The sequence below is a fragment of the Mycobacterium sp. 1465703.0 genome (assembly GCF_001672975.1).
Lineage (GTDB): Bacteria > Actinomycetota > Actinomycetes > Mycobacteriales > Mycobacteriaceae > Mycobacterium.
Genome location: NZ_LZKU01000168.1, coordinates 23495 through 46980, shown reverse-complemented (window position 1 = coordinate 46980; position 23486 = coordinate 23495). Strand labels below are relative to the sequence as shown.

Below are 23486 nucleotides of genomic sequence, written 5' to 3'. Positions count from 1 at the left end.
CGGACCGGCCGTGTCGCTCCTTATACCCTGTTCAGGTGACCGACTCCCCGACCACTTCGCCGGCAAGCAGTGCCGGCGCCGCTGCGCCCGACTCTGACGCGCCGCCGTATCGCTACACCGCGGCGCTGGCGGGCCGTATCGAGGGCGTGTGGCAGGAGAACTGGGCGAAGCTCGGGACCTTCGACGTGCCCAACCCGGTCGGTTCGCTGGCTCCGGCAGACGGGGCGGCTGTCCCGGACGACAAACTGTTCGTGCTGGACATGTTCCCCTACCCTTCCGGTGAGGGGCTGCACGTCGGCCACCCGCTGGGCTACATCGCTACCGACGTGTATTCCCGCTACTTCCGGATGACCGGTCATAACGTGTTGCATGCGTTGGGGTTTGACGCCTTCGGGCTGCCCGCCGAGCAATACGCAGTGCAAACCGGCACCCACCCGCGTACCCGCACCGAAGCCAACGTGGTGAATTTCCGGCGCCAGCTGGGACGCCTGGGCCTCGGCCATGACAGCCGGCGCAGCTTCTCCACCACCGACGTCGAGTTCTATAAGTGGACCCAGTGGATCTTCCTGCAGATCTACAACGCCTGGTTCGACACCGCCGCCAATAAGGCCCGCCCCATCGCCGACCTGGTCGCCGAATTCGATTCCGGTGCCCGCGCCCTCGAAGACGGGCGGCGCTGGGCCGAGTTGTCGGCGGGGGAGCGGGCCGACGTGATCGACAGCCATCGACTGGTCTATCGGGCCGACTCGATGGTGAATTGGTGCCCCGGGCTGGGCACCGTGCTGGCCAATGAAGAGGTCACCGCCGACGGCCGCAGCGATCGCGGCAACTTTCCGGTTTTCCGGAAACGCTTGCGGCAGTGGATGATGCGGATCACCGCGTATTCCGATCGGCTGCTCGACGACCTCGACGTGCTGGACTGGCCCGAACCGGTCAAAACCATGCAGCGCAATTGGATTGGTCGGTCCATCGGCGCCAAGGCGCTGTTCTCGGCGACCAAGGCGGATGGCGACACCGTCGACATCGAAGTTTTCACCACTCGGCCGGACACGTTGTTCGGCGCCACCTACTTGGTGCTGGCCCCCGAGCATGAACTGGTCGACGAGTTGGTGGCCTCCGCCTGGCCGGACGGGACCGATCCGCGGTGGAGGTATGGAGCCGCCACGCCGGGCGAGGCCGTCGCCGCCTACCGGCAAGCGATCGGGTCGAAGTCAGACCTCGAGCGGCAGGAAAGCAAGGCGAAGACCGGTGTCTTCTTGGGCAGTTACGCGACCAATCCCACCAACGGGAAACCCGTGCCGATCTTCATCGCCGACTACGTGCTGGCCGGATACGGCACCGGGGCGATCATGGCGGTTCCCGGCCACGACCAGCGTGACTGGGCCTTCGCCCACGAGTTCGGCCTCCCGATTGTGGAAGTCATTGCCGGCGGGGACATTTCGGAGTCCGCTTACGCCGGCGACGGGCTACTGGTCAACTCCGGCTACCTCGACGGACTAGATGTGGCCGCGGCCAAGGAAAAGATCATCGCCCGGTTGGAGGCCGATGGCCGCGGCTGGGCCCGCGTCGAATTCAAGTTGCGCGACTGGCTTTTCGCGCGGCAGAGGTATTGGGGTGAGCCGTTTCCCATCGTCTACGACAGTGACGGACGTGCGCATGCGCTCGACGAAGCCGCGCTGCCGGTCGAGCTGCCCGACGTGCCGGATTACTCACCGGTGCTGTTCGACCCCGACGACGCCGACAGCGAACCTTCGCCGCCGTTGGCCAAGGCGACAGAGTGGGTGCACGTGGAGCTGGATCTGGGCGACGGCCTGAAGCCCTACAGCCGCGACACCAACGTAATGCCGCAGTGGGCCGCCAGCTCCTGGTATGAGCTGCGCTACACCGATCCGCTTAACTCGGAAAGGTTCTGCGCCAAGGAGAACGAGGCCTACTGGATGGGCCCGCGGCCGGCTGAGCATGGGCCGCAAGATCCGGGCGGGGTCGACTTGTACGTCGGCGGTGCCGAACACGCGGTGCTGCATCTGCTGTATGCGCGGTTTTGGCACAAAGTCCTCTACGACCTTGGCCACATCAGTTCTCGGGAACCCTTCCGTCGACTGGTCAATCAGGGCTACATCCAAGCCTTTGCCTACACCGACTCGCGCGGCTCGTACGTGCCGGCCGAAGAAGTGGTCGAACGGGACGGTCGGTTCTTCTATCCGGGGCCCGGGGGAGAGGCCGAAGTCTTTCAGGAGTTCGGCAAAATCGGTAAGAGCCTGAAGAATTCGATCTCACCCGACGAGATCTGCGATGAGTACGGCGCCGACACACTGCGCGTATACGAGATGTCGATGGGCCCGCTAGAGGCCTCTCGGCCCTGGGCGACCAAGGATGTTGTCGGAGCCCACCGCTTCCTGCAACGCGTGTGGCGATTGGTGGTCGACGAGCAGACCGGTGACACACGCGTGGTCGACGGTCCCGCACAAGAGTTGTCGACCGAGACGCTTCGAGCGCTGCATCGCACCATCGCCGGTGTCACGGAAGACTATGCCGCACTGCGTAATAACACCGCTGCGGCCAAGCTGATCGAATACACCAACCACCTCACCAAAGAGCACCGTGACGCCGTACCCCGCGCCGCGGTCGAGCCGCTGGTGCTGATGCTGGCGCCGCTGGCCCCGCATATGGCCGAGGAGCTGTGGTTGCGACTGGGCCACGACACCTCGCTGGTGCACGGACCGTTCCCGGTCGCCGACCCGGCCTATCTGGTCGACGACACGGTGGAATACCCGGTGCAGGTGAACGGCAAGGTGCGTGGACGGGTGGTGGTGGCGGCCGACGCGGATCAAGACAGCCTGAAGGCCGCGGCGCTGGCCGACGAAAAGGTGCAGGCCTTCTTGGCCGGCGCCAGCCCGCGCAAGGTGATCGTCGTCCCGGGCCGGCTGGTCAACCTGGTCGTCTAGCGCCGCCTAGCGCTGGGCAGGCCGCAACACCAGCTCGTGGACATGTCCGTCGGGTGGGGTGGCCACCGCATGCGCGACCGCGGCCGCGACGGTCTCCGGCCGCAAAAAGTTGGCCGGATCATAGGTGCCACCCTCGAATTCCACGAGTTCGCGCTGCATGTCGCTGTCGGTGCGGCCCGGATAAACGGTCGTGACCCGCAATTCCGGTTCGTCGCTGCGCAGCGAATCCGCAAAGGCGCGTAGCGCGAATTTACTGGCCGAATACGAGGCCATGTTGCGTGAAGCGGCGCGGCCTGCGCCGGAGTTGATGAACACCACCTGGCCGCGGGCCCGTCGCAGCGCCGGCAACAGCGCCAGCGTGAGTTCTACCGGTCCAAAGACGTTGACGGCGAAGGTGGCACGCCACTCGTCAACGTTGGAGTCAGCGACATTGTTGGGGATGGCCACACCCGCGTTATGCACCAACACGTCGAGTTCGTCCACGATTTCGCATGCGGATTCGATATCACCGGAGTCGGTGAGGTCCAGCGGAAATGTGGTCGCACCGAGCCGCTCCGCGACGGCGTCGAGCCGATCGGATGGCCGGCCGGCCAGCAGCAGGGTGTGTGTGGGGGCCAGCGCTGTGGCGATCGCCGAACCGATACCGCCGCCGGCCCCGGTGATGAGTGCAGTGGGCATGCACCGCAGTTTACCGATCCCACCGAGGCAGACGAAAAGCGTTGAAGAAAGGCCCTTTTCAGGCCTCTTGGCGGGCCGGCGGCACGCCTGCGGGTCCGGATGTCGGGTCCCCGGAGGCCAGCCGTTCCAGCGGTGCCAACGCCTGCATCAGGGTGTCGAGGTCGGATGCCGGAAGCTGGCTCAGCATCGCGGCCAGCGCCGCGCGCCGATTGGCCAGCGACTCACCGTGAACGGCCCGTCCTCGCGGGGTGATGTCCACGAGCACTGCGCGCAGATCGGACGGGTCGCGGGAACGCTTGACCAGTCCCACCTTTTCCAGCCGGCGGATCGCCACGGTCGTGGTGGGGGTCCGTACCCGTTCGTGTGCAGCGAGATCGGTCATCCGGATCGGGCCCTGATCGAGCAACGTGACCAGAATCGACAGCTGCGCCAGGGTCAACTCCCCGGCCGCTGCGCCGCTGGGATCCCCACGGCGCAGAATCGCAAACAATTTGGACAGCGCTCGATGCAAACCTTCGGCGAGCTCGGCTACCTCGGCCGGCTTCGATTCGCTGTCTGCCATAAATCGGGAGTCTATCCCGATATGAGGTGCTTACAAGGGAGCTATTGCCGACCAGTTAGTGGAGTCAAAGCACTTGCGACAAAAACCGCTGCAGCCGTTCGGTCGCTGCGGCTTCGAATATCTGCTCGGGAGGGCCGGATTCCACGACCTTGCCGTGATCCATAAACACCACGGTGTCGGATGCTGACCGGGCAAACCCCATTTCATGGGTGACCACAATCATTGTCATGCCATCGGCACCGAGGTCGGCAATGAGTTGCAGTATTCCCTTGACCATTTCGGGGTCCAGCGCCGAGGTCGCTTCGTCGAAAAACATCACCTGTGGCGCCATTGCCAGCGCACGCGCGATGGCCACCCGCTGTTGTTGGCCGCCCGACAGCATGCTGGGGCGGGCACCGGCCTTGTGCTTCAGACCAACTCGGTCCAGCTGTGCAAGCGCCAGATCGCGGGCTTCGTCGGCAGCCAGCTTTCGTAACTTTCGCGGCGCCATCACGACGTTGTCCAGCACGCTGAGGTGCGGGAAGAGGTTGAAATGTTGGAACACCATGCCGATACGCTGGCGGAGCTTGTCGGGATCATCGCGCAATACCGATCTGCCGTCCAACAGAACGTCGCCGCTGTCCGGCTCGTACAAGCGATTCAGGGTGCGCAGCAGCGTGGACTTTCCCGAGCCGGACGGCCCGATGATCGCGACGGTACTGCCTGCCGGCGCTTCGATATCGACACCGCGCAGCACCTTGCTTCCGCCCAGGGTTTGGTGAACGTCCTTGGCCGCCAGCGAAACTGACGCGCGGCCCTGGATGCCGGCGGTCACGTGATCTCCTGGCCGAATTTCGTCGCAAGCATGGCGGCGTCGTCCTCTGGCGCGGCGCGCCGGCCACGGCGGAGGCGGGTGTCGATGTAGTTGACCAAATGCGTCAACGGGATGGTTAACAGCAGGTAGAACAGACCGGCCGCGACCAACGGTGACAGGCTCCCGGTCTGCGCGTTGAGGTCTCGCCCCACCTGGAACAGTTCTCGCTGATCGGCGATCAGGCCGAGGAAGTAGACCAGAGCGGATGCCTTCAGCAGTCCGATGGCCTGATTGACGAGTGCCGGCAGCACGCGCCGGATTCCCTGCGGTACCACCACCAGCCGCATCGCGGTGACATAGCTGAAGCCGAGGGCACGGGAGGCTTCCAGTTGGCCGGGGTCGACGCTTTGGATGCCGGAGCGCAGGATCTCGCCGATGTAGGCGGCGGCCATCAATCCCAGTGCGGCAATGCCGAGCGGGTAGGGGTTCTTGTTGGTCAGTCCACTGACCAACGGCCCGACACCCATCCCGATCAGCAAGATGATCACCACTTCGGGCAGGCCGCGGAAGATGTCGGTGTACACCCGCGCCGGCCACCGCAGCCAGCGCCGGTACGAGATTCCGGCCATCGCCAGCACCATCCCGAACGCCAGCCCGATAACGAGGGCGCTGGTAGTCAAGATCAAGGTGTTGGGCAACCCCGTGGTGAACAAGATCGGGATGGCTCGTCGGTACATGTCCCAGTCGAAGAAGGAGTCAGCTAACTGGGCCAGCGGTGATTTCGGGACGGGCGGCCCGGCCGCGAAGCGGTGTTGCTTTGCGATCGCGGCGAAGTCCGGCAGCTTCGGGACCGGCGCTGCTTTGGAGCCGGGTTTCCAGCCGGGTGGCATCGTGCGCGGCACCCATTGGGTGTAGAGGTGCGCCCAGGTGCCGTCGGCGATGACGGCGTCCAGCCCGGAATTGAGTGCGTCAATCAACGGCGTGTTGCCTTTGGCGACCGCGTAGGCAACGAAATTGCCTGGGCTGTAAGTGTTTGCGGCGACCATCGCCGGATCACCCGGACGAATGACGGTCGCCGCAAGGGTTCCGGGCGCCACCCACGCATCGATTTGGCGGGCCTTGAGGCTGGAGTACAAGGTGGCGAAACCCGGATACTTCACGGGTTGCAGATGCAACATGTCGACGACGTACGACTCTTCGACGGTGCCTTGCACGACGCCGATCCGCTGGCCGGCCGCGAGCTCACTGAACTTGTGAATCGCCGAACCGGCGGGCACCACCAGCGAGTAGAAACCGAAGTCGTAGCCGTTGGTGAATGAGACGGTGCGCCGGCGCGCATCGGTGGCTTTCACCGCGGCCGAGCCGACGTCGAAGCGCCGGGACGCGACCTGGGCGAGGAGCGCGGAAAAGTCGGTGCTGACGAAGCGGACTTGCAGACCGAGCTTGTCGGCGATGGCCCGCAGCAATTGATTGTCGAAGCCGCTGAATTCGCCGGTGGCGTTGATGCAGATGTTGGGCGGAGCGTCCGACAGCGTGCCGATCGTCAGCAGTCCGGGCGTACCGAGACCCAGGGTGTCGACACCCACCGCACCGAGCGGCTGGACGGATGCCGTTGTGTCGCGGTCAACCTCGCCGGTGGTCGGGGTGTCGGTCAGATCTTTCGGCAACGCCCTGGCGCTGTCCACGCCTGCCGGCGCGCACTGATTCCAGTCGGCGGCCGCCGGCGCGACCGGTCCGCCCAGCGCGATGCCGCACAGCATGAGAATGGTCGCGGCCAGGCCGAATGCCCTTCCGCGGCGCTTGGTGTGTCGGCCCACACGCGAATTCATCAGTGTCACCGTAACGACTTAACGGTGATGCGGCGCCTTCAGAGGCGGTTCTACAGCGCCAGCGATGCTTCGCCGCAGATGGTGTCCGCGTCGGCGATCACCTGAAGGGGGCCGGGAACGACTCGACTGACGTCGTCGGGCGGGCTGAACACCCGGCGCCGGAACAGTTCGGCCAGCATGGTCTGCGCCATCAGGTAGGAGCGGTCGACGCACGCCACCCGCGCCGCTTCGGGATCGCGCCGGTGTATCGCCGATGTCTCGTCTTCATAGAACGGCAGCATCTCGTCGCGCCCACTCTCATACGTGGTCCAGAACAGTCGGGGGATGAGATTCTGCGAGGCGCGGATGGTGGCGTGCAGCCGAGGTCCGGCGTACTCGTCGTTGACGGTCCGCCGGTATTCGGCGGCGATGTCGGCGAACGCGCGTGCGTCCTTGGCCGTGCGCAGCGAACGCATGAGCGTGTCGAGCTGTCCAAGGATGCGCGGCGTGGGACTGGTCGCCGCCCGCGCGGACGCAATCCCATTGAGCAGTCCGTCGAGCTCGTGATGCTCGAGGACGGTGGCTTCATCGAACCGCTCGACGAATGCGCCACGGTGATAACGCGTGGACACAATGCCGTCGTGTTCGAGTTGAACCAGCGCCTCTTGAATAGGGACCCGGCTGACTCCCAAACCCAACGCAATTTCGTTGCGGTCGACGCGGTCCCCGCTACGCAGCTTCCCAGTCAACAACAGGTGAAGGACGTGCGAAACAACCAGGTCTTTTTCTTTGACCCCGTATTTCTTCGGCATCTTTTTGTTGAGTCTCTTTCACGCCGGGTTGGTCCATCTGGCGCTGAGAGTTTCTCATGAATTGACGGATGCGTTTAGCTGTTTGACGGATCAACTTGATGCAAATGTGACCGGTTCAACGACTATTGCGCCACTTACATAGCGCTTCGGCGGCGGTCAGGTCGTAGTCCGGGCCATTGACGCCCACGGTTAACAGCGTCACGCCCAGCGCGGTGAGGCCTTCGGCGTTCGCGATCAGCCCGTCCAGGTCCTCGCCGCGGCGCACCCCGCTGTTGTTCTCGACACCGGCTGACCTCTCGATGGTGGACGGGTCACGCCCGACGGCGGCGCAATGCTCCTCGAGCACCGCCGCTGCGGCCGGGTAGGTCTCGACGGTGGTGAAGCCGTGCCAGATGTCGCCGTATTCGGCGACCATGCGCAGCGTCTTGCGCGGGCCCTTGCCGCCGATCAACACCGGGAGGTCGCGGGTGGCAGCCGGATTCAGTTTGGCTAGCCGCGCCTTGACGCGGGGCAGTGCGGCGGCCAGGTCGTCCAGGCGACTGCCGGCGGTACCGAATTCGTAGCCGTACTCGTCGTAGTCCTTTTGTTTCCAGCCCGCACCGATGCCCAGAATGAGCCGGCCGTCGGAAATGTGGTCGACGGTGCGGGCCATATCGGCCAGCAGTTCCGGATTGCGGTAGGAGTTGCACGTCACCAGCGCGCCGATCTGAATGCGCGATGTCTGCTCGGCCCAGGCGCCGAGCATCGTCCAGCATTCGAAATGCGCGCCGTCGGGATCGCCGTAGAGCGGGAAGAAGTGGTCCCAGTTGAAGGCGATGTCGACACCGATGTCCTCGCAGCGACGTACCGCGTCGCGGATCTGGCCGTACTGCGGAGCGTGTTGCGGCTGTAACTGGACACCGATGCGAACGGGGAAGTCAGAAGTCATGCCTTCACCGTAGGCGCGTCAGCCTGAGGGCACCGACTCGAGCGTCGCCGCCTTCACGAAGCGGGTTTTCAGGGTCAGGGGACCCAGCCGCATCGAGGTCTACGCTAGTTTCGATACCATTGGCACCGAAATATAAACACGGCGGCTCGACCAAAGGGCGGAGACGAAGAGTGCATGTAGCGGTCACCGGCGGAACCGGATACCTCGGCGCGCATACGGTGCGGGCGCTGCTTCAGGCCGGTCATCACGTGAAACTGTTGGTGGCTCCCGATGAGCCCGGGACCGTCATCGACCGGTTCCGTGGCCTCGGGACTGTGACGGTGCTCGACGGTGACGTGCGATCCGCTTCGACGATCGAGCAACTTCTCGCCGGAACAGACGCGGTGCTGCATGCCGCCGGCGTGGTGGGCACCGACGAACGTCGCGCCCAGTTGATGTGGGACGTCAATGCCTATGCAACCGAAGCGGTTTTGACCCGTGCGGTCGATCTTGGGCTCGACCCGGTGGTGTTGGTCAGCAGCTACAGCGCGCTGTTCCCGCCGCCCGACGGGATCATCACTGCCGATACGCCCACGGCCAGTGGCCGCAGCGCCTACGCGAAGACCAAGGGCTACGCCGATCGCGTCGCCCGGCGGTTGCAGGAGACCGGGGCGCCGGTGGTGGTGACGTATCCCTCGAGTGTCGTGGGTCCGGCCTTCGGCACCGCGGCCGGCGTCACCGAACAAGGATGGGCACCGATCGTGCGGTGGAGGGTGGCGCCGAGTGTACGTGGCGGCATGCAGATGATCGATGTGCGTGATGTCGCCGACGTGCACGCGCGAATCATGAAGGCGGGTCGTGGTCCACACCGATACGTCTGTGGCGGGCAGCTACTCACCTTCGCGGAGATGATCGACGCACTCGAAGAGGGTTTGGGTCGGCGGATACGGCGGGTGCCGTTCCCCGCGAGCGTGTTGCGCGGGATCGGTCGCCTCACCGACGCCGCCGGTCGATACGTCGCGCTCGGCGACGGCCTCAGTTACGAAGCGGCGCTGCTGCTTACCGCCGCCACACCCACCGACGACACCGAAACGCTCCGCGACCTTGGCATCACCTGGCGCTGCCCGAAAGCCGCCATCGTCGAGTCACTGCTTGCCGGTGGCATCGAAGAGCGCCGTCCGCAACAGAGCAGCGATCCGGTGTCGTAGCGCTTCGGAGTCGTCCTCGCGGGCAACCGTGGTGACGAACAGCGCTGCGCCGGCCGCCATCGCCAGCGCCGCCCGGGCGTCGAGATCGGCACGACGCCGGTGCGGGGGAGTGCTCGAAGATACCCGCTCGCCGAACAACTGCACGGCCGGACCACTGAACTTCTCCCACAACCCTTTCCGGAGTTCATCGTTTTCACCCAGCGCCAGCAGCAACCCGGGCACCGCGGCCCGCACGTCGGGTCTGTTGAACAGCTCATGGCTACCGCGCACCACCCAATCAATCCACCCACTCAGGTCGGTACCGGAAAAGCGTGCCAGATCGGGCGCTTCGCCCAATATGGCGTGCAGCACCAACTCCGCCTTCGACGACCAGCGACGGTTCAGGCTCGACCGGCCCACCCCGGAGCGCGCCGCGACCAACCGCATGCTGAGCTCGTCCCAGCCAACCTCCACCAGCAAGTCACGCGTCACCGAGAGGACCCGCTCATCGATCGATGTGTCGCGCGGTCGTCCGGCAGGCCTAGCGGGACGATCCTGGTCGGTCATGGTGGCTCAGCGCGCCTCGAGCACCCCACGCAGAACCTCGATCAGCTTGCGGGGCTGGTCGCTTTGCACGGAATGGCCCGAATTCTCCACCACGTGCGCGGAGCGGAAATGCTTTGCGCGACGGCTGAGCTCGGTCGCGTCCTCGTCGGTGACGAAACCCGACGATCCGCCGCGTACCAGGGTCACGGGCGCGCGCAATGCATCCACGTCGTCCCACAGGCCGGTGAAGTCGGGGAAGGTGCGGATGGCGTCGTAGCGCCACGTCCATTTGCCGTTATCCAGCTTGCGCGAGTTGTGAAACACGCCGCGGCGCAGTGCCTTCACCTCCCGGTGCGGCGCCGCGGCGACGGTCAGGTCCAACATGGCCTGGAAACTGGGGAACTCGCGTTCCCCGTGCATCAGCGCCACAGTGCCCTGCTGCTCCTTGGTCAGCTCGGAATGTCGTTGCAGCGCCGAGGGGGTGACGTCGATCAGCACGAGTTCTTTGACCAGTTCGGGTGCGAGTGCGCCCAGCCGGATCGCGGTCAATCCACCCAGCGACATGCCGACGACGAGGTCGGCCGATGCGGCGTGCTCGCGCAGGATCGGCAACAACGTGTCGGCGTTGTGCCGCGGCGAGTAGTCGCCGTCCTCGCGCCAGCCGGAGTGGCCGTGGCCGGGAAGGTCGACCGCCAGTGCTGGCTCACCAACGCCGACGATGACGGTGTCCCAGGTGTGCGCGTTTTGTCCGCCACCGTGGAAGAACACGATGCGCGGGGGAGTGCTGCCCCAGCGCAACGCGCTGATTTTGCTTTCGCCCGTGCCGGACTCGACCCGCTCGACGTCGGGCAGTGGACCGGACACCCCGGCCTGCTCGGCGTTCTCGGACAGTAGGGAGAATTCGGACAGCCCGGCCAATTCGTCTTCGGAGATCTCGGTCACGATCTTTGACACTAGCGCCGGCGTCTAGAGGACCGGGCGTCTAGAGGACATAGCGGCGGCGAATGCCATGGAAGCGCTCCCACATCGCGGTGGTGCGCTCGGCTGCACTCACCATGGCGGTTTCCTTCGGCAGGGCCTCGGGCAGTTCGTCGTGCTTGACCAGCCGGGTGTCCAGCGTGACGGGCTCGCCCTCGAGCATGTGCCGGTAGGTCAGGTTGCCGCGCTCGAAGCCCTGGGTGTCCAGCCAGTTGTGCACGCCGGGATCACGGTGAGCCATAACCAGACGGATGCGCCCGTCGCGGTCGACCTTGGTGCGGCTCGGCGTGTAGCTCACCGGGCGATAGAGGTAATCCATGCTGTTGAAGAAGACACCCATGTTGGTCAACATCCACAGCCCGGCGTGGGCATCGAATTCCACGATCAGGGCCTCGTCGGCGGTGAGCTCCCAATACATGTTGGCCGCGGCCCGGCCACGTTTGTTATCGGCGTCGGTCGCACCGACGCGCGGGAATGTGTTCGGGTGTTCGGCGTCGACCCCTCCGTAGTGGAAGGGGAATTCCGGCCAGTCCGACATCAGGCCGGTGACGAATTCACCCGCCCACCGCATTGCCCCGGCCATGTCGGCCGGGGTGGGCAACGGTTTGGGGGAGGCCATGTCGATGCGTTCGATGTGCATCTGCGCCGGCGACTCATCCCAGCGGTCAAATCCCTGACGGATGAACAGTTTTCGTGACTCCGGCGTGGTGGGCAGCCAGTTCGGTCCCTGTTCGGGCCCGCCGATGTAGAGCTCGAACCGCCCATCCTCGGCGATATCAAGTTGGTGGCCGAGCAGGTTGGCCTCCGGTGTGTCGCCGAACGGTTCGTGCAATACCCCGGGGCCGGGGACGCGCCGGCCCTGCACTGTGACGTTGAAAAAGCGGGAGGTGCCGCGGGTGCCGGTGAGTCGGTATGTCGAGTGCCCGTCGATCCATGCCTGTTGATAGGTGAAGTCGCCGCAGTCCCCGCCGAGCTTGCGGGTCGGGCCGCAGAAGGTATGCAGCGCAGGGTAACCGGTGTCTCGGGTTTCGAGGGCCAGATCGAAGGCTTGGCCCAGGTTCTGGGTGAGGAATCGGTAGGCGTCAGCGCGGTGCAGGCCGTCGGCAGGGTTGGCGTCTTTGAAGACCTGCTCGCCCGCGCTCTGTAGCCGGGCACAAAAATCGGTCCATGCCGATTGCAGCGACGCGTCGTCGGCGCCGTCACCGAAACCCATTGTCATGCACCCAATCTGTCCAGCATCGCTCCGACGACCAGGCAAGCGCGTTGCGCGGATTGCAAGCGGCCCTCCGCGTCGATGCGGGGACCGATCAGTTCCAGGTCGAATCCGTGAGCGTAGCCGCCGGCCAGCGCTTGGCCGACGAACGCTTCGAGCGGAATCGCGCCGTCGCCGGGCACCGCGCGACCCGGGAGTGCCCGGTCGCCCAGCACGTAGTCGCTGAGCTGGATGAGCTCGGTTCGTGGCAATGCCCGCTGCACCATCGCTTCGAAATCACCCTCCGCCCAACAGTGGAACAGCTCGATGCAAATGCCAAGTCCGCTCGCCTCGGCCAGCGTGATGGTATCGCGCAGGGTGTGGGCGAGATGGATGTCGGCGTAAAGGCTGGAGGCGTTCTCGATGGCCAGCGCCACCCCGGCGCGTTTCGCGTGTTCGACGCACGGAGCGATCATGCCGCGGAAGCGATCGGCGGCCTGTGACCAGTTCAGGTCGCCCCGGCCGCCGGTGAGCATGTAGACCACCCGTGCGCCCACTGTGGCCGCGGCATCGATCACCCGCAGCAGCGCGTCGCGCGCCGCGGGCGCGCCGGTTTCCAGCCGGCCCCCGCCGAAGATGTGGCATACCGCCTCGACGGAGTAGGCATTGCGCTGCAATAACTTTGCGAACTCGGGATCGAGCAGCTGGCTGTCCAGGATGCTCAGCCGGGACACACCGAGTGCTGCCCAGTGCGCCTCGAGCGCGGCCAGCGACTCGCCGTAGAAGGTTACGTTGTGCACCGACAGCCGCTTGTGCACGCCGGACATGTCAGGCCCGGTTCTCGATCGCCACGCCGAATCGCTCACGGAAGGGCCGGAATTCGGCGTGCAGCGCGTCGAGGTCTTCGCCGATGTCGGTCAGCAGTTGGGTGGAGTAGCGGAACTTGCCGTAGCGGTCGCCGCGATTGTTGGCCAGGTAGGCGCGCATCGCCGACTCGGCGTCGGCGGTGAGCTCGCGTCCACAGAACGCGTAGTAGCGCCGGACGGTGGCGATTTGATCGGCGATGAAGTCGGCGTAGCGGACGTGCAGGATGCGTGGATCATCGACGAGCGGATTGCTCATCGTGTTGGCGATGCTGGCGCGGGTCAGCTCGAGGTGCATCTTGGCCAGCGCGTGCAGGTCGACCGGCCCGACCATGCCTTCGGCGATGTCGGCCATCATCATGGTGCGCGATGCGGCGACCTGAACCGGGTCGCGGTGCAGCCACACCAACCGGGCGTCGGGATAGGCGTCGAACATCTCTTTGAGCCGGAAGCCGTGAAAGCCCTTCAGCACCCAGTACTTTCGCGGCCGGTTGTACTGTAGTTGTTGCAGCATCGCCTTGTGCAGCCGGTATTGCGCGGCCGGGTCGGTGGCCAGACCGCCGACCAGCGACTGCATCGGTACCCGCCACCACGCGGTGGGCGTCATCACCCGGAAGTCGAACGCCCAGGTCCGTTCGTCCTCGGGAAGCCCGTCACCCAGCATGTCGTTGTAGGGGTGGCTGTGCAGCCATTTCGGCATCTTGGCGTTGATCTCGCGCCAGTCGGCATCGGCCCGGGCGCGCCGGTCGTCATCGGCTCCGGCAAGCCCGGGCGGCGGAGACGGGTACATCACCTCCCAAAACCGCAGCGCCCGTGCCTGCGGGTCAACGGACATCAGAGCGTGCATAAGCGTTGTCCCCGAACGGGGTTCGCCGGTGACGAACATCGGTGACTCGATCACCTCGGCGCCGATCGGATAGCGATTGCGGTCTTCGATCAGTTCCAGACGCGACGTCAGCAGCCAGCGACATACCTGCGCGGCCTCGAACCGGCCGTCGGCATCCATGCCCAGGCCGTTGAGATGATCGACGGCCACGGCGAAGCGTTCCGGCAACGTGGGATCGCCGTAGTCGCGCAGCCCGGTTTCCGCCTCAGCGGCGGCCAGCATCTCGGTAGCGTCCAAAAGCGTTGTCACGACAGGTCTCCGCAGAGCTGCACGAGTTCGTCCTCGGCAGCGCGGACGTTGGCCGCCGAAGTCTGTGCGTATTTCAGACCGGCCATCGCGCCGTAATCGAGAATTTTGGGCACCCGCAAGCCCGCGTCCACATAGGTCTTGACGATTTTGGCGACCTCTTTCGGCGTGCCGTGAGGTACCACCGCGAGGACCATCTCGGGCCGGACGCCGTCCAGAAACTCGACGATCCGATCCCGGGTGAGCACGGCCGGGTCGATGTCCTGAAACCCGCGCCAGCCGTCGCCCATCGGGTGCTTGAAACCGAAGCCGCTCAACGTCTTTGCCGAGACCTGCAACAGGAACGCCTTGACCAGCGGAGCGTCCAAGATGTCGGCGAGGGCGTCTTCGTTTTCGCCGATCAGACAAACCTGGATGAAACACGGGGTGATCGCCATCGGATCGCGGCCGGCGCGCTCTGCGGATGCCCTTACCGCCGAAAGCATCTCGGCGTAATGCTCCGGAGTCCACGCTCCCGCCGGCCACCACCCGTCGGCGTACCGGCCGGTGATGTCGAGCATCCGGGGGCCGCTGGCGCCGATCCACAGCTGGGGCGGGCGACCCTGGTAGGGCTCGGTATCCAATCGGGCATGGTGCAGCGAATAGAACTGGCCGTCGAAGTCGATCGGGCCGTCGCTCTCCCACAGCAGCCGGATCACCGTCAGGGCTTCCTCGAACCGGCTGACCGGCCGGGAGAAGTCGAAGCCGTAGGGCAGCGTGTTCTCGCTCTCGCCGCTGCCCAGCCCGAGAATGAAACGGCCCTTGGCGAGGTGATCGATGGTCAGCGCCGTCTGCGCGAGCATGACGGGATGGCGGCGCACGGTATCGACCACGGCGCTGACCAGAGGAACCCGCTCGGTCAGCACGGCCGCCGCGGCCGCTACCGCCAACCCATCCAGGTGGCGGTGCGGCGACAGGGACGCGGTGGCCAGGTCGGTGAACTCGGGAGTCCAGATCGAGTCGGGCCAGAAGCTGACCATGTGATCGGGCAGCCAAATGGAGTGGTACCGGCCGCTATCGAATTCTTCGAGCCGGGACAGGTCGAGGGGGAGCGTCGTGCGGAGGAACGCTGCGGGTTGAACGGTCATCGAGACATGATGCTAAGCACCTGCACAGCGTCGTGTCGATGAATTGGCGCCAAGGCCTCAGCCACCACATGGCACCGCGCCCCGACCATCAGGCGATCCGCGGTTCGCTAGCGCCGGTGCTAGCGACTTCGGAACGTCACCTAATGGTGCGGGGCGCGATCGAAGGCCTTAGCCCGAGATGATGAATTCTTCGAGCTGGGTGCGCGCGACGTCGTCGGGCAGCTGCTGCGGCGGGCTCTTCATCAGGTAGGCCGACGCCGGGATCACCGGGCCGCCGATGCCACGGTCCTTGGCGATCTTGGCCGCCCGCACCGCGTCGATGATGACGCCCGCCGAGTTCGGCGAGTCCCACACCTCGAGCTTGTACTCCAGGTTCAGCGGCACGTCACCGAAGGCGCGGCCCTCGAGCCGGACGTAGGCCCACTTGCGGTCGTCGAGCCAGCCCACGTGGTCGGACGGTCCGATGTGCACGTCCCGGGTCTTGAACTCCCGCTGCACGTTGGAGGTGACGGCCTGCGTCTTGGAGATCTTCTTGGACTCCAGCCGCTCGCGCTCGAGCATGTTGAGGAAGTCCATATTGCCGCCGACATTGAGCTGCATGGTGCGGTCCAGCTGCACGCCGCGGTCCTCGAACAGCTTGGCCATCACGCGGTGTGTGATGGTCGCGCCGACCTGGCTCTTGATGTCGTCCCCGACGATCGGGACACCGGCGTCGGCGAACTTCTTGGCCCACACCGGGTCCGAGGCGATGAACACCGGCAACGCGTTGACGAACGCCACGCCGGCGTCGATGGCGCACTGTGCGTAGAACTTGTCGGCTTCTTCGGAGCCCACCGGGAGGTAGGAGACCAGCACGTCGACATTGGCCTCGCGCAGCGCCGCAACGACGTCGACGGCCTCCACATCGGACACCTCGATGGTGTCGGCGTAGTACTTGCCGATGCCGTCCAGCGTCGGACCGCGCTGCACCGTCACGTTGGTCGGCGGCACGTCGGCGATCTTGATGGTGTTGTTCTCCGAAGCGAAGATCGCCTCGGACAGGTCGAATCCGACCTTCTTGGCGTCCACGTCGAACGCGGCGACGAACTTCACGTCGCGCACGTGGTACTGGCCGAACTTCACGTGCATCAGGCCGGGCACGGTGCTGTTCTCGTCGGCGTCGTGGTAGTACTGCACGCCCTGAACCAACGAAGACGCGCAGTTACCGACGCCGACAATGGCGACTCGTACCTCCGTCGACGCCTGCGGCGCGTTCTGGTCACTCATATGGGCGTTCTCCTAACCTTTAACCTCTGGACTGGGATGCGGGTTCGTGCCGGGGGTTTACGTTTGCTCGGAGAGGCCGGGCATAGCCCGCTCCGCAGCAATGAGCTCGTTGAGCCACTTGACTTCGCGCTCACTGGACTCGAGCCCCAATTGATGAAGCTGGCGGGTGTAGCGATCGAACGAGCTACTGGCCCGCGCCACGGCTTCACGCAGACCTTCCCGCCGTTCCTCGACCTGACGGCGGCGGCCTTCCAGAATGCGCATCCGCGCCTCTGCCGGAGTCCGGTTGAAGAAGGCCAGGTGTACCCCGAAGCCGTCGTCGGTGTAGTTGTGCGGACCCGTGTCGGCCACCAGCTCACCGAAGCGCCGACGGCCCTGGTCGGTCAGCTGGTAGACGCGCCGGGCCCGCCGGACGGGCGTCCCGGCCGGGGCGGCGTCCTCGGCAATCAGCCCGTCGGCCTGCATGCGCCGCAGGGCCGGGTAGAGCGAACCGTACGAAAACGCCCGGAACGCGCCGAGTAGACCGGTCAGCCGTTTGCGCAACTCATACCCGTGCATGGGCGATTCGATCAGGAGACCCAGGATGGCAAGCTCGAGCATCGATACACCCCCTTTTTGCATGGCTGGTTACGACGGTTCGACGCCTCGCGCAATCGTATCGTCTCGATATATTAGCCACAACACCACTGGACGTTGGTTTGCAGTTCGTCACACTCTCGGGACGACACGGGCGTGCCGGTGACCGGCGTTTACGTGGGCAAGCTCATCTGTTTGACGGTGCCGTCACCCGCGAAGGAGATGTAGCCGCCGCCGTAGTCGCTGGAGACGTACAACGAGAGTGAAAGCGCGCCGGGCGTGGTCGGGTCGGTTGCCGGCTCGACGATTAAGTAGGTGGTTTTGACGTCCGACGGCTTCATCCGCAGCGTCTCGGGAGCGCCGCGCATGATGCCCACCGTCTTGGTGACGTCGAACGTGCTCAGGTCGACGGGGACCGGACCGTCCGAGGAGCTTTTGGCCGAACTGGTCGGATCGCCCCACCCGCCGCGGTAGGTATAGGCCAGCACCCGGCGGTCGTCGGAGGGATCCGGCCGGTCCAGTGCGGCGTAGGTCGGATATATCACCAGCCGGTAGCCGGTGGTGTTGCCGAATCGTTTGCGCATCTGCTCGAGCAACCCGGTCAGACCGCCTACCGAGTGCAGCTGAGTGGGCGGCGTCAACACCACGGCGGCGACGCCGTCGGGTTTGGCGCCGGGATCGGTAGTGAAGTCCAACGGCGAACGGGTGTTGCCGTACAGACCCCAGCCGATGCCGATGCCGAGGAGCACCGACACCGCGAAGGCGGCGGCCGGCACGCCCCACCCGCCGACACGCGGCAGCTTCGGCCGCGAATCGAGGGGCGGCAGCTGCTGCCCGGGATTGCCTTGCAGATCGTCGACCAGGGCCCGCAACTCGCCCAGCGTCACCGCCTTGGTGGCCGCACTGACCCGCTCCCGGTGCTCTTCGGCGGAGAGCTCGCCGTCGGCCAGGGCGCCATCGAGGACCGTGCAGGTGTCTTGGCGGTCGCTGTCCTTGGCGCGGGTAGTCGTCCCGCGAGCAAAGGGTGTCCCGCCAGATGTCCCGAGCCATTTCGCCACGGGAAAGATCGTAGAAGTCCGGCCGTTGTTCGGCGCCGAAACCGCCGGCGATCGCCCAGGCGCGGACCGCCACGGTTCGGTTGCGTATCACTGGTCGGGAAGGCGACGTACTCTGGTGGGCGTGCGACTGCAGCGACAAGTGGTGGACTACGCGCTCCGGCGGCGCTCACTGCTGGCCGAGGTGTACTCGGGCCGCACCGGTGTGTCCGAGGTGTGCGACGCGAACCCTTATCTGCTGCGAGCCGCCAAGTTTCACGGAAAACCGAGCCAGGTCATGTGCCCGATCTGCCGCAAGGAGCAGCTGACACTGGTGTCGTGGGTGTTCGGCGAACACCTGGGTCCGGTGTCGGGCTCGGCCCGCACGGCCGAAGAATTGGTGATGCTGGCAACCCGCTTCGACGAGTTCGCTGTCCACGTGGTGGAGGTATGCCGGACTTGCAGCTGGAATCATCTCGTCAAGTCGTATGTGCTCGGTGCGGCACGCCCGGCACCTCCTCCCAGGGGAACCGGACGCACCCGGACGGCGCGCAACGGGGCCCGCACGGCCATTGAATAACGAAGGACGCCGCAGCCAGTCGTCCGGTGACCCTCGCGGGCCAACGTCTGAGCATGGAGGCAATCAGAGTCGCAACGAGCGTCCGGAACCAGACCGTCCGGACGCCGGTCCTCGCGACCCCGAACGTCGGGCTGCGCCACCGCCGCCCAGCCGCCGCCGTCCGGCACCGCCCGACGATCGACTGACCACGATCCTGCCGCCGGTCAAAGATGACCGGGCGCCGCGGCGCAACGATCCCATCGACGAAGTTAAAGCCGCGCTGGCCGGTCCGCCTTCGACGCCCCTGCGACGCGACGCGCTCGACGAGGTCAAGGCCGCACTCGATCGCCGGGGTCCGACCTCCGGCCGCCGCGAGCGGGCCGGCCTCGGCGGCGGTCCGCCGAGCGGACCGCCCCCTCCGCCCCGGCGACCGGGAGGCCCGCAGGGACCCGGCGGTCACGGTCGGTGGCCCGCCGGACCATGGCGCGACTGGGCGTGGACCGAGCAGATCAACTGGCTGTGGGTACGGCGCGGGGCCTATCTCTGCGCGGCCGTGCTGGTATTGCTGCCGATCGTCACGTTCGCGATGGCGTATTTCATCGTCGACATTCCCAAACCGGGTGACCTTCGCACCAACCAGGTTTCGACCATCCTGGCCAGCGACGGCTCGGAGATCGCCAAAATCATCCCGCCCGAAGGCAATCGGGTCGACGTCAATATCAACCAGGTTCCGGTACATGTGCGCCGGGCGGTGATCGCCGCCGAAGACCGCAATTTCTATTCGAACCCGGGCTTCGACTTCAGCGGTTTCGTGCGCGCGGTGAACAACAACCTGTTCGGCAGCGGCGACCTGCAGGGCGGATCCACGATCACCCAGCAGTACGTGAAGAACGCACTGGTGGGTTCGGCCCAGCACGGCGTCAGCGGTCTGATGCGCAAGGCCAAGGAACTGGTCATCGCCACCAAGATGTCGGGGGAGTGGTCGAAAGACGATGTGCTGCAGGCCTATCTGAACATCATCTATTTCGGCCGGGGCGCCTACGGGATCTCGGCCGCCGCCAAGTCCTACTTCAACAAACCCGTCGAGCAGCTCACGGTGTCCGAAGGCGCGCTGCTGGCGGCGCTCATCCGGCGGCCGTCCTCGCTCGACCCGGCGGTCGATCCACAGGGCGCCCGGGCCCGCTGGGCGTGGGTGCTCGACGGCATGGTGGAAACCAAGGCGCTGTCTCCGAGTGACCGTTCCGCGCAAGAGTTCCCGCCGACCGTGCCTCCGGATCAGGCGCGCGCCCAGAACCAGACGACCGGGCCCAACGGGCTGATTGAGCGCCAGGTGACCAGAGAGCTGATGGAGCTGTTCAACATCGACGAGCGGACCCTGAACACCCAGGGTCTGCAAGTCACCACCACCATCGACCCGAAGGCCCAGCAGGCGGCGGAAAAGGCGGTGTCGAACAACCTCGACGGCCAGGACCCGGAGATGCGCTCGGCGGTGGTCTCGGTCGATCCGCACGACGGCGCGATACGTGCGTACTACGGCGGCACCGACGCCTACGGTTTCGATTTCGCTCAGGCCGGGCTGCAGACCGGGTCGTCGTTCAAAGTGTTCGCGCTGGTCGCCGCGCTCGAACAGGGCATCGGCCTGGGTTATCAGATCGACAGTTCCCCGCTGACGGTCAACGGCATCAAGATCACCAACGTCGAGGGCGAGAGTTGCGGAACCTGCAACCTGGCCCAGGCGCTCAAGATGTCGCTGAACACCTCCTATTACCGGCTGATGCTCAAGCTCAAGGGCGGACCGCAGGCCGTTGCCGATGCGGCGCACCAAGCCGGCATCGCCACCAGCTTCCCCGGCGTCGACCACACCCTGTCCGAGGACGGCCAGGGTGGACCACCGAACAACGGAATTGTGCTCGGCCAGTACCAAACCCGCGTGTTCGACATGGCCTCGGCGTATGCGACGCTGGCCGCCTCCGGCGTTTACCACCAGCCGCATTTCGTGCAGAAGGTGGTCAACTCCGACGGCCAGGTCCTCTTCGACGCCGCCACCTCCGACAACAACAAGAATGAGCAGCGCGTCCCGAAGGCCGTTGCCGACAACGTCACCGCGGCGATGGCACCGATCGCCAGCTATTCACGCGGCCACGCCCTGGCCGGCGGTAGGCCGTCAGCGGCCAAGACCGGCACCACGCAGCTCGGTGACACCAGCTCGAACAAGGACGCCTGGATGGTGGGCTATACGCCGTCGCTGTCGACAGCGGTCTGGGTGGGCACGGTGAAAGGCGATGCGCCGCTGGTGACGGCTGGGGGTTCACCGGTTTACGGCTCGGGGCTGCCGTCGGACATCTGGAAGTCCACCATGGACGGCGCACTCAAGGGCACGTCCAACGAATCCTTCCCCAAGCCGACCGAGATCGGCGGCTACGCAGGTGTGCCCGCGCCTCCGCCACCCCCGCCGCCGAAAGAGACCGTCATCCAGCCCAGCATCGAAGTCGCACCGGGCATCACCATCCCGATCGGGCCGCCCACGACGGTGACCGGGGCACCACCGGCACCCGGCGGTGGCCCGCCGGCCGGGCCGGAGCCGGGCGGTCCGTTCGGTGGCCCGCCCGGTGGCGGCGGTCCGTTCGGTGGCCCGCCCGGCGGCAACGGTCCGTTCGGTGGCCCGCCGGGTGGTGGCATCCCGCCGGGTGGACCGCAGGCGCCGCCACCGCCACCGTGACCGGCGCGGCGGAGCACGGTGCCACCATTTCCCCGCAGCGGCTGGCCGCGGATCTGCGTAGCGCCGAGAGCCGAGACTGCCCGAGCCGCACCGACTTTCTGGGCGGCGCGCTCGCCGAGGTCATCGGTGGGCCGGTGGGCCGGCACGCGCTGATCGGCCGTTCTCGGCTGATGACCCCGCTGCGAGTGATGTTCTTGATCGCGTTGGTTTTCCTGGCCCTCGGTTGGTCGACGAAAGCAGCCTGTCTGCAAAGCACCGGCAGCGGGACCGGCGATCAGCGGGTGGCCAACTGGGATAATCAACGGGCTTACTACGAGTTGTGCTACTCCGACACCGTGCCGCTTTACGGCGCGGAGTTGTTGAACCAGGGCAGATTTCCCTACAAGTCGAGTTGGGTCGAGACCGACGGCACCGGCGCAAAGCAGATCCGTTACGACGGCCAGCCCGCGGTGCGCTACATGGAGTATCCGGTGTTGACCGGGATATACCAGTACGTCTCGATGGCGTTGGCTAAGACCTATACCGCGCTGAGCAAGCTTGCCCCGCTTCCGGTGGTCGCGGAGGTGGTGATGTTCTTCGATGTTGCCGCATTCGGTCTGGCGCTGGCTTGGCTGGCCACTGTCTGGGCGAGCGCGGGCCTGGCCGGGCGACGCGTGTGGGACGCGGCCCTGGTGGCCGGCTCCCCGATATTGATTTTCCAGATATTCACCAACTTCGATGCGCTGGCAACGGCATTCGCGATGGCGGGTCTGCTGGCCTGGGCGCGACGAAAACCGGTGCTGGCCGGCGTGCTGATCGGCTTGGGTGCCGCGGCGAAGATGTATCCATTGCTGTTTTTAGGGCCGATGCTGCTGCTGGGAATCCGCACCGGACGGCTGCGTGCGTGGGGCCGCACCACCGTGGCGGCCGGGGTGACCTGGCTGTTGGTGAACCTGCCCGTGCTGATCTTCTTCCCGCGCGGATGGTCGGAGTTCTTCCGGCTCAACACGCGGCGCGGCGACGACATGGACTCGCTGTACAACGTCATCAAATCGTTCACCGGCTGGCGAGGCTTCGATCCCAAGCTCGGATTCTGGCAGCCACCGACGACGCTGAACACCGTTGTCGCGGTGCTGTTCATAGCGTGTTGTGCCGCAATCGCATTCGTCGCGTTGACCGCCCCACAGCGGCCGCGGGTGGCCCAGCTGTTGTTCTTGGTGATCGCGGCGTTCCTGCTGACCAATAAGGTGTGGAGCCCGCAATTCTCGCTGTGGCTTGTGCCGCTGGCAGTGCTCGCACTGCCGCATCGCCGGGTGCTGCTGGCGTGGATGACCATCGATGCGGTGGTGTGGGTGCCGCGGATGTATTACCTGTACGGCAACCCCAGCCGGTCATTACCGGAGCAGTTCTTCACCACCGCGGTGCTGGCGCGAGATGTCGCGGTGATCGTGTTGTGCGTTCTCGTGATTCGGCAGATCTACCGGCCGGGTGAGGACTTGGTGCGATGGGGCGGACGGGTCGACGATCCAGCGGGCGGACCGTTCGATCGCGCACCTGACGACCCGCCCGGCTGGCTGCCGGACTGGTTGTGTCCGGTCGCAATGCGGCGTCCGCCGGCGCTTCCGACCGAAACCGTCGACGCAGCCGATGATGACGCGGCGACCGGCCCCGGTGACCAGACGGCGTCGCATCGGGATTCAACCGCCTCCCGTTGAACGGCTATTGAAGTTGAGGCTCATGCGGTCGAGTGGGGCTAATTCACAACGGAAATTCGCCGTCCGGTAACCGCTGCTTCCTCTGCGCTGCACCGTTCCCCGAAACCA

Annotated in this window: 20 protein-coding genes; 5 read left to right on the top strand and 15 right to left on the bottom strand. The window is 65.8% G+C overall.

Going from position 1 to position 23486, the window contains the following annotated elements; genetic code table 11:
* The first annotated feature begins 35 nt into the window (after nucleotides 1-35).
* Nucleotides 36-2945, top strand: a complete 2910-nt coding sequence (leuS, locus tag A5625_RS15055; protein ID WP_066995152.1) for a leucine--tRNA ligase — start codon at nucleotides 36-38, stop codon at nucleotides 2943-2945.
* A gap of 6 nt (nucleotides 2946-2951) precedes the next feature.
* On the opposite strand, the gene A5625_RS15050 is transcribed toward leuS, so the two are convergent.
* The 6 genes from A5625_RS15050 to A5625_RS15025 form a co-directional block, all read right to left on the bottom strand.
* Nucleotides 2952-3623 carry an SDR family oxidoreductase gene (locus A5625_RS15050; RefSeq protein ID WP_066995083.1) on the bottom strand — a complete coding sequence of 224 codons (672 nt, stop codon included), beginning with the start codon at nucleotides 3621-3623 and terminating at the stop codon, nucleotides 2952-2954.
* A 58-nt stretch (nucleotides 3624-3681) separates the two neighbouring features.
* Nucleotides 3682-4185 (bottom strand): MarR family winged helix-turn-helix transcriptional regulator, encoded by a 504-nt coding sequence (locus tag A5625_RS15045; protein WP_066995080.1) that lies wholly within the window; start codon nucleotides 4183-4185, stop codon nucleotides 3682-3684.
* Nucleotides 4186-4249: 64 nt separating this feature from the next.
* Entirely contained in the window at nucleotides 4250-4999 is a 750-nt protein-coding gene (locus A5625_RS15040) for an amino acid ABC transporter ATP-binding protein (RefSeq protein ID WP_066995077.1), read from the bottom strand.
* Nucleotides 4996-6807, bottom strand: a complete 1812-nt coding sequence (locus tag A5625_RS15035) for an ABC transporter substrate-binding protein/permease (protein WP_066995074.1) — start codon at nucleotides 6805-6807, stop codon at nucleotides 4996-4998. Before A5625_RS15035 ends, A5625_RS15040 begins: the two co-directional genes overlap by 4 nt.
* 50 nt (nucleotides 6808-6857) lie before the next feature.
* Nucleotides 6858-7598 carry a GntR family transcriptional regulator gene (locus A5625_RS15030; protein ID WP_066995071.1) on the bottom strand — a complete coding sequence of 247 codons (741 nt, stop codon included), beginning with the start codon at nucleotides 7596-7598 and terminating at the stop codon, nucleotides 6858-6860.
* A 115-nt stretch (nucleotides 7599-7713) separates the two neighbouring features.
* Complete coding sequence (locus A5625_RS15025; protein ID WP_066995068.1) at nucleotides 7714-8526, bottom strand: LLM class F420-dependent oxidoreductase; 813 nt, start codon at nucleotides 8524-8526, stop codon at nucleotides 7714-7716.
* A 170-nt stretch (nucleotides 8527-8696) separates the two neighbouring features.
* On the opposite strand from A5625_RS15025, the gene A5625_RS15020 reads away from it, so the two are divergent.
* Complete coding sequence (locus tag A5625_RS15020) at nucleotides 8697-9713, top strand: NAD-dependent epimerase/dehydratase family protein (protein ID WP_066995065.1); 1017 nt, start codon at nucleotides 8697-8699, stop codon at nucleotides 9711-9713.
* Here the strand turns inward: A5625_RS15020 and A5625_RS15015 are convergent.
* From A5625_RS15015 to A5625_RS14975, 9 genes are all read right to left on the bottom strand, one after another.
* On the bottom strand, nucleotides 9651-10259 hold the full coding sequence (locus tag A5625_RS15015; RefSeq protein ID WP_066995061.1) for a helix-turn-helix domain-containing protein: 609 nt from the start codon (nucleotides 10257-10259) through the stop codon (nucleotides 9651-9653). The genes A5625_RS15020 and A5625_RS15015 overlap by 63 nt on opposite strands.
* Before the next feature lie 6 nt (nucleotides 10260-10265).
* Entirely contained in the window at nucleotides 10266-11180 is a 915-nt protein-coding gene (locus A5625_RS15010) for an alpha/beta fold hydrolase (RefSeq protein ID WP_066995149.1), read from the bottom strand.
* 40 nt (nucleotides 11181-11220) lie between these two features.
* Nucleotides 11221-12429, bottom strand: coding sequence for a DUF1214 domain-containing protein (locus tag A5625_RS15005; protein WP_066995058.1), 1209 nt, complete (start codon nucleotides 12427-12429; stop codon nucleotides 11221-11223).
* A 2-nt stretch (nucleotides 12430-12431) separates the two neighbouring features.
* Nucleotides 12432-13235 (bottom strand): sugar phosphate isomerase/epimerase, encoded by an 804-nt coding sequence (locus A5625_RS15000; RefSeq protein ID WP_066995054.1) that lies wholly within the window; start codon nucleotides 13233-13235, stop codon nucleotides 12432-12434.
* A 1-nt stretch (nucleotide 13236) separates the two neighbouring features.
* The gene (locus A5625_RS14995) at nucleotides 13237-14406 is read right to left on the bottom strand and encodes a sulfotransferase (RefSeq protein ID WP_066995051.1); all 1170 of its coding nucleotides are present in this window, start codon (nucleotides 14404-14406) and stop codon (nucleotides 13237-13239) included.
* Nucleotides 14403-15530 (bottom strand): LLM class flavin-dependent oxidoreductase, encoded by a 1128-nt coding sequence (locus A5625_RS14990; protein WP_066995048.1) that lies wholly within the window; start codon nucleotides 15528-15530, stop codon nucleotides 14403-14405. Before A5625_RS14990 ends, A5625_RS14995 begins: the two co-directional genes overlap by 4 nt.
* 168 nt (nucleotides 15531-15698) lie before the next feature.
* On the bottom strand, nucleotides 15699-16796 hold the full coding sequence (locus tag A5625_RS14985) for an inositol-3-phosphate synthase (protein ID WP_066995045.1): 1098 nt from the start codon (nucleotides 16794-16796) through the stop codon (nucleotides 15699-15701).
* A 57-nt stretch (nucleotides 16797-16853) separates the two neighbouring features.
* Entirely contained in the window at nucleotides 16854-17396 is a 543-nt protein-coding gene (locus A5625_RS14980; protein ID WP_066995146.1) for a PadR family transcriptional regulator, read from the bottom strand.
* Nucleotides 17397-17545: 149 nt separating this feature from the next.
* Entirely contained in the window at nucleotides 17546-18430 is an 885-nt protein-coding gene (locus tag A5625_RS14975; RefSeq protein WP_066995042.1) for a DUF1707 domain-containing protein, read from the bottom strand.
* A 121-nt stretch (nucleotides 18431-18551) separates the two neighbouring features.
* Between A5625_RS14975 and A5625_RS14970 the strand changes: the two genes are divergently transcribed.
* From A5625_RS14970 to A5625_RS14960, 3 genes are read left to right on the top strand one after another with little or no spacing between them, the layout of a single operon-like run.
* Nucleotides 18552-18986, top strand: a complete 435-nt coding sequence (locus A5625_RS14970; RefSeq protein WP_066995143.1) for a DUF5318 domain-containing protein — start codon at nucleotides 18552-18554, stop codon at nucleotides 18984-18986.
* The gene (locus A5625_RS14965) at nucleotides 18979-21684 is read left to right on the top strand and encodes a transglycosylase domain-containing protein (protein WP_066995039.1); all 2706 of its coding nucleotides are present in this window, start codon (nucleotides 18979-18981) and stop codon (nucleotides 21682-21684) included. The genes A5625_RS14970 and A5625_RS14965 overlap by 8 nt, the downstream gene beginning before the upstream one ends.
* A complete protein-coding gene (locus tag A5625_RS14960; protein ID WP_232003700.1) occupies nucleotides 21681-23378 on the top strand; it encodes a glycosyltransferase family 87 protein in 1698 nt (565 codons plus the stop codon). The genes A5625_RS14965 and A5625_RS14960 overlap by 4 nt, the downstream gene beginning before the upstream one ends.
* Nucleotides 23379-23486: the final 108 nt, after the last annotated feature.

Bases quoted from the DNA above. Each gene is read 5' to 3' on its own strand.
- A5625_RS15030 (WP_066995071.1), bottom strand. From the start codon at position 7,598: ATGCCGAAGAAATACGGGGTCAAAGAAAAAGACCTGGTTGTTTCGCAC.
- A5625_RS15005 (WP_066995058.1), bottom strand. From the start codon at position 12,429: ATGGGTTTCGGTGACGGCGCCGACGACGCGTCGCTGCAATCGGCATGG.
- A5625_RS14990 (WP_066995048.1), bottom strand. From the start codon at position 15,530: ATGACCGTTCAACCCGCAGCGTTCCTCCGCACGACGCTCCCCCTCGAC.
- A5625_RS14980 (WP_066995146.1), bottom strand. From the start codon at position 17,396: ATGCTCGAGCTTGCCATCCTGGGTCTCCTGATCGAATCGCCCATGCAC.
- A5625_RS15045 (WP_066995080.1), bottom strand. From the start codon at position 4,185: ATGGCAGACAGCGAATCGAAGCCGGCCGAGGTAGCCGAGCTCGCCGAA.
- A5625_RS15035 (WP_066995074.1), bottom strand. From the start codon at position 6,807: ATGAATTCGCGTGTGGGCCGACACACCAAGCGCCGCGGAAGGGCATTC.
- A5625_RS15025 (WP_066995068.1), bottom strand. From the start codon at position 8,526: ATGACTTCTGACTTCCCCGTTCGCATCGGTGTCCAGTTACAGCCGCAA.
- A5625_RS15050 (WP_066995083.1), bottom strand. From the start codon at position 3,623: ATGCCCACTGCACTCATCACCGGGGCCGGCGGCGGTATCGGTTCGGCG.
- A5625_RS15000 (WP_066995054.1), bottom strand. From the start codon at position 13,235: ATGTCCGGCGTGCACAAGCGGCTGTCGGTGCACAACGTAACCTTCTAC.
- A5625_RS14985 (WP_066995045.1), bottom strand. From the start codon at position 16,796: ATGAGTGACCAGAACGCGCCGCAGGCGTCGACGGAGGTACGAGTCGCC.
- A5625_RS15015 (WP_066995061.1), bottom strand. From the start codon at position 10,259: ATGACCGACCAGGATCGTCCCGCTAGGCCTGCCGGACGACCGCGCGAC.